Annotated in this window: 16 protein-coding genes and 1 tRNA gene; 4 read left to right on the forward strand and 13 right to left on the reverse strand. The window is 54.2% G+C overall.

Annotated elements, in window-relative coordinates:
* The first annotated feature begins 380 nt into the window (after positions 1-380).
* Complete coding sequence (locus tag WAW39_RS25135) at positions 381-1,961, forward strand: RNA-directed DNA polymerase (RefSeq protein ID WP_422321910.1); 1,581 nt, start codon at positions 381-383, stop codon at positions 1,959-1,961.
* Positions 1,962-2,040: 79 nt separating this feature from the next.
* Here WAW39_RS25135 and WAW39_RS25140 read toward each other — a convergent pair whose 3' ends face one another.
* Positions 2,041-3,852, reverse strand: coding sequence for a UvrD-helicase domain-containing protein (locus WAW39_RS25140; protein ID WP_422321911.1), 1,812 nt, complete (start codon positions 3,850-3,852; stop codon positions 2,041-2,043).
* Between the two features lie 2 nt (positions 3,853-3,854).
* Positions 3,855-5,990, reverse strand: coding sequence for an ATP-dependent nuclease (locus WAW39_RS25145; protein ID WP_422321912.1), 2,136 nt, complete (start codon positions 5,988-5,990; stop codon positions 3,855-3,857).
* Positions 5,991-6,374: 384 nt separating this feature from the next.
* Here WAW39_RS25145 and lexA point away from each other — a divergent pair, with 384 nt between their 5' ends.
* From lexA to WAW39_RS25160, 3 genes are read left to right on the forward strand one after another with little or no spacing between them, the layout of a single operon-like run.
* Positions 6,375-7,010 (forward strand): transcriptional repressor LexA, encoded by a 636-nt coding sequence (lexA, locus tag WAW39_RS25150; protein WP_422321913.1) that lies wholly within the window; start codon positions 6,375-6,377, stop codon positions 7,008-7,010.
* 3 nt (positions 7,011-7,013) lie between these two features.
* Entirely contained in the window at positions 7,014-10,211 is a 3,198-nt protein-coding gene (locus WAW39_RS25155; RefSeq protein ID WP_422321914.1) for an N-6 DNA methylase, read from the forward strand.
* The gene (locus tag WAW39_RS25160; RefSeq protein WP_422321915.1) at positions 10,208-10,942 is read left to right on the forward strand and encodes a hypothetical protein; all 735 of its coding nucleotides are present in this window, start codon (positions 10,208-10,210) and stop codon (positions 10,940-10,942) included. The genes WAW39_RS25155 and WAW39_RS25160 overlap by 4 nt, the downstream gene beginning before the upstream one ends.
* Positions 10,943-11,171: 229 nt before the next feature.
* Here the strand turns inward: WAW39_RS25160 and WAW39_RS25165 are convergent, their stop codons facing one another.
* From WAW39_RS25165 to WAW39_RS25215, 11 genes are all read right to left on the reverse strand, one after another.
* Positions 11,172-11,948 carry a DUF932 domain-containing protein gene (locus WAW39_RS25165; protein ID WP_422321916.1) on the reverse strand — a complete coding sequence of 259 codons (777 nt, stop codon included), beginning with the start codon at positions 11,946-11,948 and terminating at the stop codon, positions 11,172-11,174.
* Between the two features lie 29 nt (positions 11,949-11,977).
* Positions 11,978-12,172, reverse strand: a complete 195-nt coding sequence (locus WAW39_RS25170) for a hypothetical protein (RefSeq protein WP_422321917.1) — start codon at positions 12,170-12,172, stop codon at positions 11,978-11,980.
* A gap of 62 nt (positions 12,173-12,234) precedes the next feature.
* Entirely contained in the window at positions 12,235-13,668 is a 1,434-nt protein-coding gene (locus WAW39_RS25175; RefSeq protein ID WP_422321918.1) for a DNA polymerase III subunit beta, read from the reverse strand.
* Complete coding sequence (locus WAW39_RS25180; protein WP_422321919.1) at positions 13,665-13,919, reverse strand: hypothetical protein; 255 nt, start codon at positions 13,917-13,919, stop codon at positions 13,665-13,667. The genes WAW39_RS25175 and WAW39_RS25180 overlap by 4 nt, the downstream gene beginning before the upstream one ends.
* Before the next feature lie 24 nt (positions 13,920-13,943).
* Positions 13,944-15,014 carry a DNA ligase gene (locus tag WAW39_RS25185; RefSeq protein WP_422321920.1) on the reverse strand — a complete coding sequence of 357 codons (1,071 nt, stop codon included), beginning with the start codon at positions 15,012-15,014 and terminating at the stop codon, positions 13,944-13,946.
* A 90-nt stretch (positions 15,015-15,104) separates the two neighbouring features.
* The gene (locus WAW39_RS25190) at positions 15,105-15,551 is read right to left on the reverse strand and encodes a hypothetical protein (protein ID WP_422321921.1); all 447 of its coding nucleotides are present in this window, start codon (positions 15,549-15,551) and stop codon (positions 15,105-15,107) included.
* The gene (locus WAW39_RS25195; protein ID WP_422321922.1) at positions 15,490-15,864 is read right to left on the reverse strand and encodes a hypothetical protein; all 375 of its coding nucleotides are present in this window, start codon (positions 15,862-15,864) and stop codon (positions 15,490-15,492) included. The genes WAW39_RS25190 and WAW39_RS25195 overlap by 62 nt, the downstream gene beginning before the upstream one ends.
* Positions 15,865-15,924: 60 nt before the next feature.
* The gene (locus WAW39_RS25200; RefSeq protein ID WP_422321923.1) at positions 15,925-16,737 is read right to left on the reverse strand and encodes a RecB family exonuclease; all 813 of its coding nucleotides are present in this window, start codon (positions 16,735-16,737) and stop codon (positions 15,925-15,927) included.
* On the reverse strand, positions 16,734-17,258 hold the full coding sequence (locus tag WAW39_RS25205) for a hypothetical protein (RefSeq protein ID WP_422321924.1): 525 nt from the start codon (positions 17,256-17,258) through the stop codon (positions 16,734-16,736). The genes WAW39_RS25200 and WAW39_RS25205 overlap by 4 nt, the downstream gene beginning before the upstream one ends.
* Before the next feature lie 138 nt (positions 17,259-17,396).
* Positions 17,397-17,609 carry a hypothetical protein gene (locus WAW39_RS25210; RefSeq protein WP_422321925.1) on the reverse strand — a complete coding sequence of 71 codons (213 nt, stop codon included), beginning with the start codon at positions 17,607-17,609 and terminating at the stop codon, positions 17,397-17,399.
* A 260-nt stretch (positions 17,610-17,869) separates the two neighbouring features.
* A tRNA-Ile gene (locus WAW39_RS25215) sits at positions 17,870-17,942 on the reverse strand.
* Positions 17,943-18,252 lie beyond the last annotated feature (310 nt).

The raw sequence follows: 18,252 nt of genomic DNA on the forward strand, positions 1-18,252 counted from the left end.
TCCTCCATCCCTTCTCTCAACTTTCGGCCCAAGCAGTGGCCCCCGCGTATTACTCCTTATTCCTTGCCGGAGGGCAATGAAACCTCTTTCATGCGCATGCACCGCATGATCGCCCTTCCCGAGCCCATTCAGATCGTCATACTCCGCAACCGCTCCCAAGTCGTTCAGGACGTCAAGGCCTGTGATACAGATGCACCAGATGGGTCCCATGTATCATGTGTGATTCCACTCAGTTCCTTGCCTTCAACCATCTGCGCTATGCCGAAAGACCCCGGAACCGGCCTACACGATAAAACGAGCCAAAATAATTCCAACAAGAGTGCGCCGAAGAATGCCGGGGGCAACGTGCTACCAAACTTGTTCGGCTGAATCACCACGTCATGCCAACTCTCCAAAATCTTCTAGCGTCTGGATATTTCGCCAGAGAATTGCCTCCCAGTTTTTCCACCGCCTCATTCGCTAATGCGGTGACTGGGCCAAACGATGGATTGGTCGCCCAAATATCAACCGTAGCCGGCTCGCCTCGATACGCGGAAATGTGTGTTCACAACATGGTCCGCAGCGGCGGTCTTCGGAGACATCTTGGAATTCCGAATCCAGTTCATTACTCGCGCCAGTGTTCGTTCATTGTTCAACATTGGGCGGCGTTGCAGCAAAGCGCCCACCGCTCTCCATTTTCGCTAACGAAGCCTGTGGACACGGGAGCAGAGAGGGCAATCACGGGATCTCATGATTTCACAGCTAGAACGATGCGCCGGGCAGAATTAAGGGCCTCAGGGCGTTTTCTTATTCACGCTGACATCAACCGATTCTACCCCTCAGTTTACACCCATTCGATTCCATGGGCAATCGAAGGGAAGAATGTGGTCAAACAGGCAAAGGCAACAAATACTCTCAATACGATTTGGTCTGATAGATTGGATACCAATACACGCAATATGAACGATCAGCAGACGGTGGGTATACCCATTGGACCAGACACCTCTTTGTTGCTCGCCGAGTGTGTTCTGGCCGCAGTCGACGAAGAGCTTAATCAAACTATTCCCGGCTTGCGGGGGATTCGCTTTATCGATGATTATGAGTTTGTAACCAACAAGCGCTCCGAAGCTGAGGTGGTCGTAAGCACCTTACAATCTATTTTGAGTAAATTTGAATTAGCACTCAATCCGACAAAGACACAAATCATCGAATTGCCGCACCCAATCGAACCGTTGTGGACCTCACGTCTCAGAACTTTCGTCTTTAGAGACGCTGGCACCAAGGGACAGCGGACAGATCTCACCGCCTATTTCGACAACGTTTTTGCTCTGGCAAGGGGTGCCCCAGACGAAACAATTTTCAAGTATGCCATTCCACGACTTAACGCTGTGGATCTAGCTCCCGACAACTGGCAGATTTTCCAATATCTTCTCAGCCAATGTGCTCGTTGTGAACCAGCGTGCCTGCCTCAGGTTTGTGATCAAATATTTTACTATCAGTCGAACCAAGGCTTGGCCGTGGACATTCCACTTTGGACCGTTTGCCTTGAACAAACCATCCTTGAACGATTGCCCTTGGGACAAGCCAGCGAAGCGCTTTGGGCACTATGGATGATGCGGTGCCTTGGCATCAGCATGTCTGAATCTGTGGTGTCCGCCATCGATACTTGCGATGATTCTCCCGTAGCACTGATGGCGTTGAGCATGTCCAGCTATGACTTTTGGAATGAGGCGTCCTTTCCTCGACTTCAGGCATTTGCCGAACCATCGGAACTATTCGGGAGGCATTGGCTTCTCTGTTACGAGTCCAATAAGCAAGGGTGGCTGACTCCGCCATCAGGAGTGGATTCCCTCGGTGCGCATCCTCAATTCGACTTTTTGCGTAGCCAAAATGTGTCGTTCTTCAATATCAATGCACTCCCGCGCATACTCAGCCGGTACGTTCCCGGATCAGGCGGTGGAGGCGGGAGCGGTGAATACTAGCTACTTCAGCGCTGGCGATTGTTTAATCATCGCCCAGGGCTCGACCAGGATGCCTTCGGCAAAGTGGGAGCGGCAGGAATCAAGCCGCACACGATTCGGTCACCTCAGCGATCACATCGTAATCGAAACGGTGGTTTGCAAGGGAGATGGTTGTCTGTCTCTCCACGCCCCTGTTATCTAGCCGCCGCTCAGAGATCAGATGAAGATTTTTCCTGGCCCTTGAACAGACCACATAGAGCAGCTTTTTCGCACTGTCCTGACCGTCTGTAAAATGTGGCACCATGCCTTCCAGCAGAGCATACGAAATCACGGCATCATACTCGTCGCCTTTGATTCCGTGAATCGTCGAGACGGTAATCCCGCCCCGGTTTCCAAACACTTTTCGGAAATTGCTCAATTCGCCGATGAAGCCAGCTCCATCACTGGTCAACCTCTCGATCCTGCTGCGGGCACTCTCGAAAAAAGCTGCATGATGCTCCTTCAGCATGGCATTCATTTCTATGTTGCAACCAAGCTGCAGGCATAGCTGGTGAAAAAAGGCCTCTAAATATGCCAATCCATCTTCCTCTTCGATTTTGATACTGTTGCAATGGCGAAGCAACATTTTCGATGTTAAGCCGTCAGTGGAAAATCCGGAGGCCGCCAGGTCAACTAGAATTTCATTAGCCCAGCGCTTTCGGCGAATGAACATCGCTGGCGATGCTGTTGTGAGCGCCAGTCGACACATTTTGTACCAGAAATTATCCAGATCCCTGCCGAAAGGAATGAGCCCGGGGCCATCGAAATCATATTCGGGCAGACGCGTCACCAGTTGACGCGTCATGCTTGCCAATGAAACCCACCAGGGTGCCAGGATGCATACTTCATGAGGTGCTATGCCAACGACCTCAATATTGTAACGCACCAATCTGACGATCTCCTCATGAAGCGCATCCAGCTGAACTGTGTCGATGAAGGAAATCTTGCTCGGATAGTCTCGATGTGGCGAGGCAGATTCGATCGTCGTATCGAACACATTGAATTCGCTAAAATAATCTACGACGCGCTCTGACGACCTGTAGTTCTTTGAAAGTTCCATCTCATTGATAGTGATGTCTGCCATTCTTTCGAAATCGGCGACGGGTATCGGGTAGCCCCCAAGCGAACCGTAAATCGACTGGTTTGGATCGCCGACGACAAAAATAGTCGACTCGCCTTGGCTGGCTTTGACAATTGCCGCAATGATTGAGTACTGGATCGACTTGGTATCCTGATATTCGTCAACCAAGACCTTAGAAAATATCTTCCCCAGAATCATGCTTATCAAGGGCTGTTCTTGAATCAGCTGATATGCATAATAGAGCATCAACTCGAAATCGATCTGCCCATTGTCAGACAGAATCTTTAAGTAATCGCTCAACACCTGCTTCACACTGTCCAATCTCCAGCTGTTCGTGCAGGCATATTTAATACCTGTTTCCGTGTAATAGAATTCGCAATCGCGGAACTGGATGCGGGGATTCGTATATTGGCTGCAAAGATCAGTTATTAGCTGTTCAGAAGAATAGGAATTAATGACCCTGAAGCCATTTTTTAATTTTTCGTGGTAGATTCCGTATGGTTTTAAAATCCACTCCAGGCAGAATGAGTGAATTGTTCCAATCCACAGTTGTGATGCATCCACGCCGAGAAGATCAATACGTTCGTGGATCTCGTCAGCAGCGCGATGGGTGTAGGTAATTCCCACTATGCGTTTCTTGTCACTGGTAAGACACGACAGCTCATACGCGATCTTGTAAGTCAGGGTCCGCGTTTTGCCGCTGCCGGGACACGCAATAAGGAAGACATTGCCGTCGCTCCTGACGGCGGCATCCTGCTCAGGATCGAGCTGATCTTCGGTCCAGACGAACATTTCTAAAAACGATCCATGATTGGGTTGATAACGTCAGAGGGAAAAGCGGCAAGCGTTTCATTCCTCAACTGAACAAAGTCAATTAGACCATAGCTAAAATCATCAATGGTCTCTTTGTACGCGTTGATTTCGGCTGCGGTAAGTTGCTGGTTCTGGACGATCTTTTCCACCCGGTAACTCAAAATATTGACCCACACTCGGTCCGTAAGAAGCGGCTTGGCGAAAAATATTGCATCCAAAATGTAGTCCGGAATGGTAGTCCGATAGTCTATCATTCTGCTTAACAGCAAGGCAAACCAGCCCTTGCCCTTGTTTTCGGCAATCGTCAGTGCCCGGCGACCATACTGTGTTACATCCTGGGATTCTAGTTGCGTCCTTGCGCCGACAATGGTTGCTGCATCGGCATACACCTCGCCAAGCACACTGACAACCTTTGCGGCATTGCCAGCCGCGATGAAGTCCACCTCAAAAGTGTGATGCGCGAAGGTGAGTCCGATCCAAGAATTCCCCTGCGCAAATGTTTCAAGCGCAGATTTTCTCCGAATACCGCTTTGTTGGGAAGCCAGGCATTTGGCTTTGAGTTTCTTGATTTCGTCCGAATCTCTGACGTTCGGAGTGGTGTCAATTATTGCGGTATCAAGGTCAGTAACGACTGCGCACCTTTTCCTGATCCTGTCATCATGAAACAGAACAGCAACATTCTGGAAACCCGTGCTGCGTATGTTGATCAAACTGATCCCCAGCTCATCCAGGCTGATGCCGAGCACTTTCTTTACAAGGATGGGGATCAGGATTTCCTCAGCATCTCCTTCTATTAAAATGACGCTTTTGGCAAACAGCAGATTGCTTCGCACTGCGTCCAGGTATCTCTGTGTAACATTGATCTGACCGTCTGTCAGGCCAGTCGAAGGCTGATATGCCTCGCAGACTGGGGACCGTCTTCCGAGAATGTTCATATTGCGAACATTGCTCACTTCGGAGATCTGAGTGGAATGCGTAGAGTATATGATCTGTGTATTCGCGAAGTTGAGCTTGTCGAAAAGCGTTTTCTGAATGTGCGTGTGGATGTGCGCCTCGGGCTCCTCGATGATGAGGAAATTTGCGAATGATTGCTTGGTTTGCTGGTATTTGAATTCCAGGAGCTTCAAGGTCAAGAAAATCAAATTTGCACCACCGAGACTCAGATCATTGATTCCGCCTTCGTGCCCGTCATCAGCCTCTCCAACGTAGAGTTTCAGCGATTGGAAGAGCTTGTCTGCATCATTGGAGAGGTCGGATTTGATAGAAAGTGCCGCTGGCGAATATGTCTCACCGGCAGTTCCTCTTATGGTGTCGGCAATATCGGATTGAAGCGTCCGCACGTCCTGAAGACTCTCGATGGAAGCATTCAGTTCCCGGACCATGGTTGTAATGGGCACTAGCGCCGCCGGGTCGATTGCTCCGCTCTTGCTTTTAAGCAATGTCAAAAGAGGATTCGTCCTGTTGTTGTGGAATTCCGCTACCACGTCCCGCAGTGCCTGAATATATGTAAAACAGATCTCCTGGAAAATCGAGAATCCCGCTGGAACGCGAGCGCCGAGAATCGGATTCTCAAGCTCCCTGCTGGGGACCGCAGTTTCAAAATCACCCACCAGTGCCTTATATACTGCGTCATCGTTGAAATCGGCAGAGCTTCTTCCTGTGATAACTGGCTCATAATCTGCAATCGTGATGGCTTGTCGAATGCCGTCCAGAGCGTCGTGGTCGCCGTCCTCAGTTCTCGACAGTGCTGCCCTGATCTCCGCCTTGGGCCGAAAGATCAGATTGTATGTGGCGCGCTCGATTGAGGCACCGCTAACATCTGCGGTCCCGTGCAGGAATAGGGACTGTACCGATTCATCGGCCGAGATCTCATCGAACTCAATGCTGATAATGATCCAGTGGCCTCTCCATTCACCCAAGGCACGGCAGAAGTCGCCCTGTTCCAGTCGAACAGCCGAACGCCGCATGTTTTCATCCAGTAGCAGTCGAAGCGCACGAAAGATGTTCGTTTTTCCCGAGCCGTTTTCGCCGATAATGGTGTTAATTCCCTTGTTGAACACCAATTTCGTATTCCTGAAATTGCGATAGTTTACGAGGGAGAGCTTTGAGATGTGCATTGATCAGGTTGCCTTTTGTGGTCTGTTGGGTAGGTGTGCAGCCTTGAGCCTTGCCAGAGTTAAAAATTCTGTGGTATCGTAGTCGGCACACCCTTTAAGGCAACGGCGATATTTTTCGCAACCGACGTGCCATCGGGCTCAATCAGAATGCGCCTTTTTAAAGCACTCGCAGCTTTGTTGAGATTTCGCATAGTGCTCTCTTTGCCTCTGCGATTTTCTCGCGCACCTCAGGCGATATTGTCCGCTTTCCCTTCTTCGACTTGCTCCCTCATCCGAGCACATGATCTGCGCGGCCAAGCCAAATCAAGACTGGAGATAAAAAATGTTGCCTGACCGAGCGGCGAGACTTGAATACTGTAAATGGTTACAGTAGGATCCGCAAAAATGCGGGATAAAAATGCAATGACTAAACGCCAGGAGGAAGTTCTCGGTTTTATTGAGGACTTCGTTAAAGAGCGGAGTTTTGCGCCCATCTTGCAGGAGATTTGTGATCATTTTGGCTTCAAGAGTCCGAACGCGGCGAGCGACCATCTCAAAGCTCTGGCAAAGAAAGGCTACGTCGCGTGGTCCCCGAACTCGCCGCGCTCAATCCAATTGCTCGTGCGGCGTGCGGGCAGGCCCGGAAGGACAGACATGGTGACGGTTCCTCTGCTGGGACGGATCGCGGCAGGCCATCCCATTTTTGCATTGGAGAACGTGGAGGACCATTTGGAACTGCCAAGGCAGCTTTTTCGTGGACGGAAGCTGTTTGCTCTGAAAGTGCAGGGCGACAGCATGACTGGGGCGGGTATCTTCGAGGGCGATCTTGCCATTCTCGCCGCACAACCTGATTTTGAAAACGGGCAGATCGCCGCCGTAGTGGTGGATGAAGAAGCCACGCTTAAGCGTCTCTATCGCACCTCCAGGGGACTGCGATTGAAGGCAGAGAATCCGGCTTTCCCGGATCGTGTCGTTTCTTCGGAGGCGGCGCGAAGCTGTCGCCTCGCAGGCATTCTGGTGGGAACCATTCGACGTTTCTGAGCCATGCCAGCCGCCGCCCTCAGTGATGCAGCCTTGGATCGTCTGAATACTCTGGCGCGACGCTTTGGTTGCCCGAAGCTCATCCCCTTGCGACGCAAGGAGATGAAGCCGGAGCATATCCAATACCTCGACTTGCTGCCGGAGCGTGACTTGTCCGGGGCCACGCCGCTGCCACAGGCGGTGGCGGAGTTTCAGGGCCGGGCGGTCCTTTATTTTCTGGATGGCACTGCCAGTGCGCCTTTGCCACAGCAGTTGCAGGATTTGCAACAGCTACTCGCCAATCGTGGGGAGCACGCTGTTCTTGCCGTGTCGCGGCCTGGAGATCTGACCCTGTATCCACTGAATTTGGACCGAAAAGAACTGCTATCCGGGCGCTTTGATGTGGTGCAAGTCAGGGATGAGCGCGCGCCTTTTTTGTTTCAAGAACTGGCCTCCGGCAGCAGGGTCATCGAAGGGCGCATGACGGAGGCCGACCCCGTATTTTCAGAGATTCACCGACTGATGTCGAATGCCTCACTCGCTCTGGCGGGAGAGGAGGGTGAGGGACCATTGGATGGGCTGACGGTTCTCTCCATGACGGGCAGGGCGTTGTTTTTCCGCTTTCTTATGGATCGCCGTATCGTTGATGTGGATGATCTGCCCTCTCCGCTACGCAGCGGAGGGCTTCAGGGAATTTTCTCATCGGCGGAAAGTGCTGCTCAAATCTCCGTCTGGCTGGATGAGACGTTCAATGGCGACCTGCTGCCTCTGGTGGAGGCGATCACAAAGCAGACACCAACACGCGAGCGGAAGGAGCTTTATCTCCAAGCGTATCAAGAGGCGGAAAAATTGACGGATGGCGCGGTATTTCTTCATCTGGAAGCAATCCTGAAAGGCTACGAGGCTGTCTCAAAAAACCATGTGCAGATGATGTTGCCAGGAGCTGTGGACTGGACGGATCTGAACTTCCGCCACATACCTGTGGGCGTGCTCAGTCAGGTGTATGAGTCTTTTAGCCACCAGTGGGATTCGGACGCCGCCCGTGCAGACAGCGTTCATTACACGCCAAAGAATCTAGCGAAGCTGCTGGTGGATCAGGCATTGGCCGGCTTGGATGAGCCGCATCGGGCCAAAGTGCTCGATCCCGCGTGCGGAGCGGGCGTGTTCCTCGTGCTGGCCTTTCGCGAGATCGTACGCCGGCGCTGGGAAAAGGATCGCAAGGAGCAAGGTGATGATGCGAAGCGCCCCGGCAAAGCAGTCATCCATGAAGTGCTCTATAAGCAGCTCTGCGGTTTCGATGTCAGTGAACCCGCCTTGCGCCTCGCTGCTCTCGGCCTCTACGTCACCGCCATCGAACTGAATGAGATCACCAAACCCTTGTCCGAATTGCACGCACCCGCTGCTCTCAAGAACCTTGTGCTATTCAACTTTGCACCCAAGGACGGTGCTGAACGCAAGCGCGGCTTTGTGCTGGGCAGTCTGGGGGATGATGTGGACAAATCCTTTGACGGTCAGTTTGATGCCGTGATCGGCAATCCGCCATGGACACGCGATACTTTGAAGCAGGGAGATAAAGCTGGCACACCTGATGACAAGAAAAGGCGGAAAGACACAGATCGTATTTTCACCGCCATCGGGAGGAGGGTTCTGTTAGCGTCTGGACTGAATGTGGAGGCTGCCTCATATGAGAGTCCGGGCGGTGTTCCCGACGTGCCATTTATCTGGCGGGCGACGGAATGGGCCAAGCCCGGCGGGGTGATAGCCTATGCGTTGGATGCGAGGCTTATCCTAAGCCAATCGAAAATTAGCAAAGCTGCACGAGACGCAATTTTCAAAACTGTCATGGTAACCGGTATTCTGAACGGTTCGGATTTAGAGAAAACGGCCGTTTGGGAAACAATTGATGAACCTTGGCTTCTTTTGTGGGCAAGGAACACAAAACCCGACATTGAACATGCGGCTTTCAATTTGCTGACGCCCGTGCGTGAGAACTCATTTAGCAGCAGAGGCGATTTTCGGCTGGATTATCAGGCCGCCTATCCTGTTCCGGTGCGATCAGTCATCCATCGTGGCTGGCTGCTCAAAGCTCTGGCAATGGGCACGATGCTGGATGTGGAGGTAATGGAGAAAATCGAGCAAGCTCGAACCAGACAAACGGTTGGATCATTCTGGAGCGGCAAACTGCAAAGCTGCCAAGGATTCGGCTTCAAATCACGCAACAAGCCACCGCCTGATTGGCTGCTGGGTTTATCCGTGTTTGTGGTGCCGACGGATGAAACGCTTTTCGATAAGAAAAGGAAATTATCCACCTACGAGGAGACCTATGGAAAAGCACCGCTGGAATGCCCTCGGCAACAAGAGAACTACAAGCACCCGCTTGTACTGGTGGCACGCACGCCAAGGGAAGGCAGAGACACCCCCAAAGCCTACAGGGAGCTACATGAAGATGTCTGTTTTGACCAGTATCATTATGGCTATTCTGCCGCTTGCCGCAAAGACGGCAAACTGTTGACTGCGATAATTCACGTCATCGTTCATAGCGAGTTGTTTCGGCATTACTGCTACATGCGTAGCGCCTACATCGGTGCAAAGCACCGAATCATAACCAAGGAGGATGTTGATTCGTTTCCCTTCCCCATCCTCGAAGAACTCACAGATGATGATCGCAACAAAGCCTTAGAACTTGCATCATTAATCGACGCTCGCAGCACGATCAACTGGAAGTCCGTGGACAATTTTGTATGTGGTCTCTTTGGGTTGTCTGCCTCTGATGCTGAGGTGGTCCACGAGACCGTCGAGCATAATGGCCCCTATCAGAAAACGCGTGGGCTTGCCGCACAGCCGCCAGACAGTAATGCACTATCCTCGTTTGCTTCCTGCCTTGGGCGCGCCTTGCAGCCTTTGTTCAAGATCGTGAAACAGAAGGTGCGAGTCCAAGCGGTGGATCAAAAAAACGGCGAATGGAATCCGCCGTGGCGGTTTGTGACCGTTCTGCTCGAAGGAGATACTTTCGAGCCTACACCGGCGTTCATTGCGAAGCTGATGCGCGTCGCTTCTGAAACTTCAGCAAGCAGGGTGGTCATGCCGGTGCCAAGTGGTGGCCTAGTGATGGGGCTGCTGAATCAACGCCGTTTCTGGACTCGCAGTCGAGCGCGGCTCTGCGCGCTTCATCTGGCCGGGGAGCACTTGGACAAGAACTTTCCCCTGCCGAGCCGTCCATGATGCCTCTTGTTTTTTCCAGGCCGCCACCCCGTTACCGGGTGCCACATGATCGAATCGGCCTCCGCCTAGCCTTCGCGATTCATCAGGCCGTGTCCCGTGCTTTTGAGATGATCCGTGCGGATGGCTATGCTTTGGCCATAGCGGGTGAGAATCAGATTACCGAAAGACTGGAAAATACGCTGGAAAATCGGGTTTGGAACAAGGGAGAGGTGGAAGCCTTTGATCATCATTTTTTCCGGTCTGTCTCACGCGGCAGCGAGGTGGTGAACTTTGATGGCGTCAAAATCAGCAAGAAGCCTGATCTGGTTTTCAAACTGCGCCGGGAGCATCGCGTGGATTGGGATCAGTGCCAGGATGCGGTCTTCGCCGAGTGCAAGCCAGTGGATCGCCAGCATAGTCTCACGGGGCATTATTGTGCGGTGGGAAAAGATTGCACGGGCATCGAGCGATTCATCATCGGCGATTATGCCTGGGCAATGGAGGAGGCGTTCATGATCGGCTACGTGCGTGGTGGCCACACCATCGGCCGAGATTTGCCGCCCGTGTTGGCGGATGCCGTGCGGCACCGCCAACTCGGCAGTCCCGCAAATGTTGAAGTCTTGGAGACTTCGCCTTTGAATCATCAAACGGACAGACTACATCGCACGGTCCACCAGCGTCTATTTCCATGGAATAACGATGATGCGGCCACGCCCATCGAGATATTTCACTCCTGGCACGAATGCGGGTGAGATCGGGCCGGAATTCTTTGTGACGCAAGTTCTGCGCCGAATCAGTCGGCCTAGAAGAGATCACCCGCTGGGCTCTGCCACGGGCACCAGCTCAAGTACTGGAGCCGTCCGAGCTGAAGCGACGTGTGAAAGAGGAGCTTCGGCAAATGCTGGAAGCTTTGAGATGAACGAGTGATAGCTAAAAAGAGAACTCGAAGATGGCTTGCCGCCATCTTCGAGCCTGCTTTTTTCATGCCGAAAGTCCAACATGGGTGTCGAAGAGGCCGTGCAGTGCCTCGGTACGTTTCGGGAGTTCGATGAGGTTGCCCTTCAGCGTCTCGGTGAACGCATTGAAGAGGCTCCAGACGTTCCGAGGCTGGAAGGCCTCATGGCGTGGCTGGCGCCATTCATGCAGAACCAGAGGAATGTGACGGTTGGGACAGACACCGACATCCAGAGCACGAACCACGAGATCGTGGGCCGTGCGGTCGTCGAGGTCTGCGAGCTTGTAGCTCGCGATGCGGCTATCCTGATGGTGCCAGCGCTCCATCAGTTTGCCCACGGCACTCTGAACGAGACCGGGCAGATCACGTACAATGAACCTGGTGTGCTTGCGGGCGAGTTTTACCTCGCCGTAAAAGGCGAGATTGTCGCAGCAAAATACCGTTGATCCAGCCACGATGCCGGCGGGGAACGTTTTGTCGTGGCTGTTGCGCAACCCGAGCACCCAGCAGTAATCCTTGTCGTGTTCACGACGCTGGATTTCCATGAGGCCGAAGTAGCGCATGCCATCGTGTGTGAGGCTGTGGGCCTGAGTGCCGACAACAAGGCCGTTGCTACGGAGGGTGCCTTCCACCTGTTTCACCAGTTCGATGTGGGGGATGGGACTCCAGCTTTCCGTGGGGCGTGGGGTGGGAACTGCAACTATTTCCTGCCGCTCAGCGGCACGAGCGCCACAGTGGAGGATGAGATTGGGATGGGAACGTTGGATGAATGTGGGGGCTTCAGGTTCGAGATGAGCAATCATGATGGTGTTGTGGTTTGGGGTTGAAGACGTCAGGAAAAGAGACGTTCGATTCTTTCAATGACAGGAACTGCGAGCAACCGGGCCGTAAGCTCACCAGAGCTGGTCCAGTAACGATCACCTGCCACATCCCTCCACTCGACCTTGATGGTGCCAAGCGGAGTGATGATGGTGGCTCGCCTGAGTCGCTCGTGTTTGTCGAAGACAATGGACGAGATGCGTTTCATGAAACGACAAGAGCCAGACACACCGATTAAGGCACGTCTGGCTCCTTGGGGTTTGGGTGGGATCAGATCTTCAGGCCTTGGATGGACCTGAGCGTGGAACGGACAGACTGCATTTCGCGGGCACTGGCCTTCTGGTCACGGTTGATGGCCTTCAGCTTCAAGGAAAGGTCGCGCAGCAGGCTGAAACCTTCATTGAGCTTGTCTCTGATGAGCAAGGTTATGTCGATGGCTTCTTCCGTCGGGCTTTTGGGTTCGTTGGCTGCAGTTCCTTCGGAGGTGGGGTTCGTGATCATTGGTTTGGGTGGTGGTGCTGGCGGATGAACAGGCCGGGATGGAGGCATGTTCACCGGAGCGGGTTGTTGGTTTGCTGAGGGCTGGGTGTTGGCTCCATCAGGTCGAAGAGGCATCACGATCATCTGCCTGCCCTTGTTGTGGAAACGCAGCGGGGCGATTTGATCGATGATGCTGATGGTGCTGAGACCGTAATCGAGAGCCTTGATGAGTAAGCGTCGGGGCAGGAAGATCAGTGCTTCCGGGCCTTCCACTTTGGCATCGGGCACAGGAACTCGTGTCCAAGGCTCATTGCCGTTCTCTTTACCGAGGAGCAGCAATTGCCCCTCTTTACATTCCAAGCCGATGGTCTGGAACTTCTCCGGATCGTGACAAGGCATGCGCTGAATGAGCTTGGAGAGCGCTTCCAGTTTTGCCGAGTCGAGCGTGATATGGGTCTTGGCGTCGTCTGGGTTCGGGATTGTTTGTCGCCAGTTGGGATAGTTCCCTTCGATCTGCTTGCTGATGAACCGCCAGCGTCGGCTGCTGATCTGGACGGTTTTGTCGTCCGCCTTGAGCTGCCATTCGCCGTCGTTATTAAATTCCTTCCAACCGAGGAACTTGGTGTTCGGAATGATGACGGAGTGCTTCAACGGCAGCGCAAAGGAGTTTGCGCTGTACAGATGCTTGCCGTCGGTGCCAACGATGTAATGGGCCTTCGGGTTGCTGGCGTCGATGAATGTGCCGTTGAGAACATACCGCGTGCTGTCGATACTGGCACAGTCCATCGCTTCGTGGATGGAGCGGCGCAGTTCGGGCGGCAGCGGGATGGCCTCACCAGGAAGGCGCGGGGTCATAGGGAATTCCGCAAGTGGGATGAGTTTCACCTTGGATTCGCCGAGGTTGTCAGCCAGGGCGAATTTGATGACGGGTCCGCCCGGCGTGGCATCAATGAGCAGACTCTCGTTGCGGTCACAGTTCTTGGTGAGCTGAACGAGTTGGTCATGGGGGACAAATACCGTCATGGCAGGTCCTGTGGCGGGTTGTTCGAGACGAACGGTGACGAAGCGGTCAAGATCGGTGCTCGTGAGAGCAATCCAACCATCGGCAGTACGCTCGACTTTAACGTACTGCAGAATGGGCAAAGTGGATCGTGGATTGATCACTTTGCCAAGTCCTGCGAGAGCGGGTTTCAATTCCGCAATGGGAAGAGTGATGGGGTTCATGGGTGTGGCGGTTGAGGTTGATCGCCCGGATGCAATGGTTGCTCCGGCGGGATGTTGGTTTGCGGAACGACAATGATGAATTCCTGTCGCAGTTCCTTGATGGCTGGCTGCGAAGAGGAGCGAGGGCAGGCTGTGCCTGTGAGGACGAGCAGCGCACAGGCTGCCAGTCTGATGAAATGGAAAATGTTCTTCATGAGGAATGATTTTTCGGGGATGTACGCAAACAAGCCCATGCGCCGGTGAAGACGCATGGGCTTGAGCGTGGGTTGAGTTGGCTAGGCGGCAGCCGACATCGCATCGGCTTTGTACTTGAGCTGGGCCGTGACGCATTCAGCCGCACGGATGTCTGAACGCGCTCCGAGATAAACCGGCTGGTAGATGGAGCCGGATTCCTTGAACGCGTACAAATAGCGGCACTCCACCACGGTTCCCGGCTCAGGAATCTCGTGGTTGGGTGGGATGGTGACGTTGCCAGCGGGGCGTACTTTTTCGCCCGCGAACAAGATCAACGAGACGCTCCGTTTATCATTCACCTTGGTGACGATGAACGAGGCGGTCTCGTGGAACTTGAACTTGAGCTGGCTGCCGCCGCTGTTGGGGCGGCCGGGAGTGTACGGCGCGTCCTTGTGTTTGAACACCACGCCTTCCTTCCCCTCGTTTTTGAACTGCTGGAACCAGCCAACCGATTGAGGAGGGAAGAACACTCTCACCTCCCGGATATGGGGATGATCGAAGGCGTTGAGCATGTCGCGCAGCCGCAGGTAGCGCACCGAGAACGCCAGATGACGCATGTCCTCCGGTCCAATGGTGAGCAGGTCGAAGGCATTGTAGGTGTCTCCGACCGCTTCACCGTCGAGAACGAAGTTGCGCGGGTATTTGGCGGCACTGCGTGCAATCGTCTCAGGAACGGCGGTGGGGAATCCCAGGCGGTTAATGCCGGTGATCTGGTCGCCGTCTTTTTTGAGGAGCAGACGACGGCCATCGAGCTTTTCCTGCATCCAGTAGTCGGGGTTGAGCAACACCTGGTCGAGTTGCTGTTCGTTGATGGGATTGAGTAACTGGCACTGAATGCCAGTGTGCTTGTTGGGCGATTCTGGTGGTGTGGTGGGAGCAGCGTCGGTTCCAGGCATGTAGCCCTTCGCCATCTTTTCCCGGACGAGTTTGTCGTAGATGCCTTTGGCAATTGGATATTCGACCGGCGTGTGCGTTTTGCTGCCGGTGTTGAGCGTGGAACCGCGACGGCCATAGGCGAAGTGTACGTGATACCCGGCATCCTTGGAGGAGATGCTGGCTTGGTACACTTTGTCGGACGGACCTTTGCGAAAATACAAAGTGATGCTTTCCATGAGGTGACTTCCTTTCTTGAAATGAAAAGAGCCGGACGATCCTGCGATCATCCGGCCCTGGGTTTGGAGTGTTGGGACGTGTGCTACGCGTCAGTAGTTGTAGGGATCCCGGCGTTGTTGATGACGTATGCGCATTGAGAGGATCGATTTTCCGATGGAGACCAATCCAGCAATGAGTCCTACAACCAGCAGCACCGACAGCGGCACCAGGACAACATTGGAGGTCGTCTTGCTGATGACATCGATCCAGAGGCTGAACTGGTTCAAAGCCAACGTGACCAAGGGTGCCACCAGCAAGGCGGGCACCGCAAGTCCGAGAGCAAGACGCAGGTTGAACTTGAGCCACTCCCGCAGAGTTCCCTGTGGTGAGAGCCAGTATTCAAACCGACGACAGGTGAAACTGATCACCTCAGCAGAGCGCTCAATGGTGCTGAGATGCGGCAGGGCATCGTCAATGACGGGTTCGCTGAGCGGTTCAGGCTGCCAGCGTCGAATGACGATCTGGCGGGCCTGCTTCGCCCAGGTGGTGGCGGGCACCGTTGGGAGCTGCCGGGGTAGTGGTGGGGACTGTTCGTCCCATTCTGGTTGTTCCATCATAATGTTGGCGTGTTTTGGCCCCAAGGGCGGTTCCGATGACAAACAACAGCACGCAGCCCACGGCGAGAGAGCCGGTGGCAATCTCCCAGCGAGTAGTGGAAGCGTGTTGTTCCGAGATGCGATCTTCCAGTTTGATGATCTTGGCCCGGTATTCCGGTCCGAGATCTGGCGGAGGATCAGCGAAGAACCAGCCTGCATGCGTGTTCAGTGAGAACAGCATCAGAAGGCTGGTGATGAGGATGAGATGTTTCATTGTGGTGTTGGGATGGACCGCAGGCCAGCGCTCGTGGTGAGCGCCGACCTGCAGCAGGGTTTAATGCCATCGACGGCATTCGTTGTAGTACTCGCAGCTTGAGCAGTGCATCCCAGGCGAAGGGATGAAGTCACGACGCTGCAATCCTTCGAGGTAAGCCTCCATTTGCCGGAACAGCCGGGTCTGCTGTGCTGGACTCATGGATGGCAGTGGGGTGATGACCACCTTGGGGTTCTTGAGTTTGACCAGGTGATGCAGCTGCATGCCTGCTTCCTGCGCGCCGGTGTTGTGCCGGTACAGAATAGCGTAGCTGCTGGTCTGGATCTCAGTGCTGTGTGCGACCTTGTCCGCGTTGGGGGTCGTGGCGCTGGTTTTGTAGTCGATGATCTGGCGTTGTTGCACCAGATCGAGAATGCCGATGAGACGGGGCAATCCATGCTGTTGCAGGTCTGCCTCCACCGCGACTTCCACGGCGTCGGGTTTGACCTCAGCGGGAAGGTGGCTTTCGCGCAGGTAGGTGTCGAGCAGACGCCAGCCTGTCGTTTTGTCGGCATCTTCCTCACCGGGTTCCCATTCCACTGATCCTTCGGTGTTGTCCGCCCAAGCTGTTTGGTAGGTCTCATGGACCACCTTGAGCGAAAGCGGTTGCTGCACCCAGCGTGCCTTGTTCCAGGCCTTCAACACGGCGTGAACCGCATTGCCGAGATGGAGCGAGGCTGTTTTGGGTTTCTTGAGCTTGAGCACGTAGCGGAAGTAGAACTTCAACCGGCATTGCAGGAACAGCGACAGCCGTGAAGCTGACACCGTTGCCTGCAATGCGGTGATGATGTCCTGCTCGCTGCGCTCTGGAGGTGAGGCAGCGGGCGTGTTCATGCGGCTTGGGCGGTGGGTTGTTGCTGCCAGCGGGTCTGGCGTGGAGCGGGTTTGCCGGCTTTGACTAGCAGGTCCTCAATCAACTGAGATGCCTGCATCTTGTTGAGCTGCTTGACGCCGATGCCGAAGAGCTGCTGGGACAGATCCTCCGCCACCTGTTTGGTGATGCTGGCGTTCTCGCTGACGATGCGCAGGATGAACCCGCGCTGGCCATCGGTGCAGTTCCAGCGATCCGTGACGGGCGGTGGAGCGGAACGATTGTTGCCGTTGGCCGGGTAGCTGCGTCCATTTGTCTGTGGCGCTGCATGCCCGTTGCCGTTGGTATTGGCCGTCGGGACGTAGCCGGGGTGCTGGATTTCCTGATCGACGGACTGCTGCAAGAGCTGGTAAAGCTTCTGCACTTCGGCTTCGACCTGGGTGATGTCGCTGAGTTCGACTTCAACGGAGGCGCTGAAGCTGTGGCTGCTGTATTGCGGCAGGCCGAGTTTTTTGCTGTAATTGGCGCTGAGTTTGATGGCCATGGTGGTGTGTCTCCTGATGTGGGGTGGGTGTGCTTGGGTGGATGAGGAAGCCGCCACATGGCCCGACAACAAAACACCCGGTTCCTCTTGCGAGAGAACCGGGTGGATGAAGTGGAATGCTGTGACGACGTGGTGCGGCTAGCAGGTGTTGCCAGCCTCCTGAATGCGGCCCTGAGCCGGGACGCTCATCTGCGTGGCAGCGATGCTCCATCCCTGCGTGTGTTGCAGGGATGAGGTGAGCAGGTCGTTGACCAGTCGTGTCATGGGACGGCGCAGCCGCCGGCCTTCATGATACAATGCGCAGATGATGACCCGGTCGATGCAGGGCGAATAATGGGTTCGCCGGGGCATGGTGGGTGGATGAGACAGCAAAGGGTAAGCCTTGGTCGCTCAGTTATTTATAACGCGGAGGTGCGGGGAATTGCAGGGCGTGCCGACTTAGCAGCGACGTTCTAAACAGCGGTGCCATGGATGGGAGCGGTCAGATTCAGAATCTCAAAGCGAAGCAACGACTCCAAACCGCTTTGGAAAGGCCAAAATTATTGACCTACAATTGACCTGGGCGACGACCGTTAACTTGGTGAATTGCTTATAAAGCATTGAAAATGAAGTGCTCCCGGTGGGATTCGAACCCGCAACCAAGGGATTATGAGTCCCCTGCTCTAACCGTTGAGCTACAGGAGCGTGCGCACGGAGCATGTGATTATGCATCGCACAGAACACGCGGCAACTAATGATCTCGCTGCCTCCATTGTAGGCCGCCATGCCCCTCCTGCCGCCCTTCGTCAAAACGCCTCGCCTCACAGGGTCTGAAAGACCCACGGACTCAGCCCCGGGCGCAGGAGTGGAGAGACAAGCCTTGAGTCCCCTAGGCAGTGTTTTAAAACTTCTTGAAAGGCTGCATCCAATCGATGACGGCGGCAAAAGCCAACAGAGAGGTGAAGTGCAAGGCAAGTTTATCGCGGCGCAATGACAAGCAGGCCCAAAGCTTGAT

The sequence above is a fragment of the Prosthecobacter sp. genome (assembly GCF_049294395.1).
Classification (GTDB): Bacteria; Verrucomicrobiota; Verrucomicrobiia; order Verrucomicrobiales; family Verrucomicrobiaceae; genus Prosthecobacter.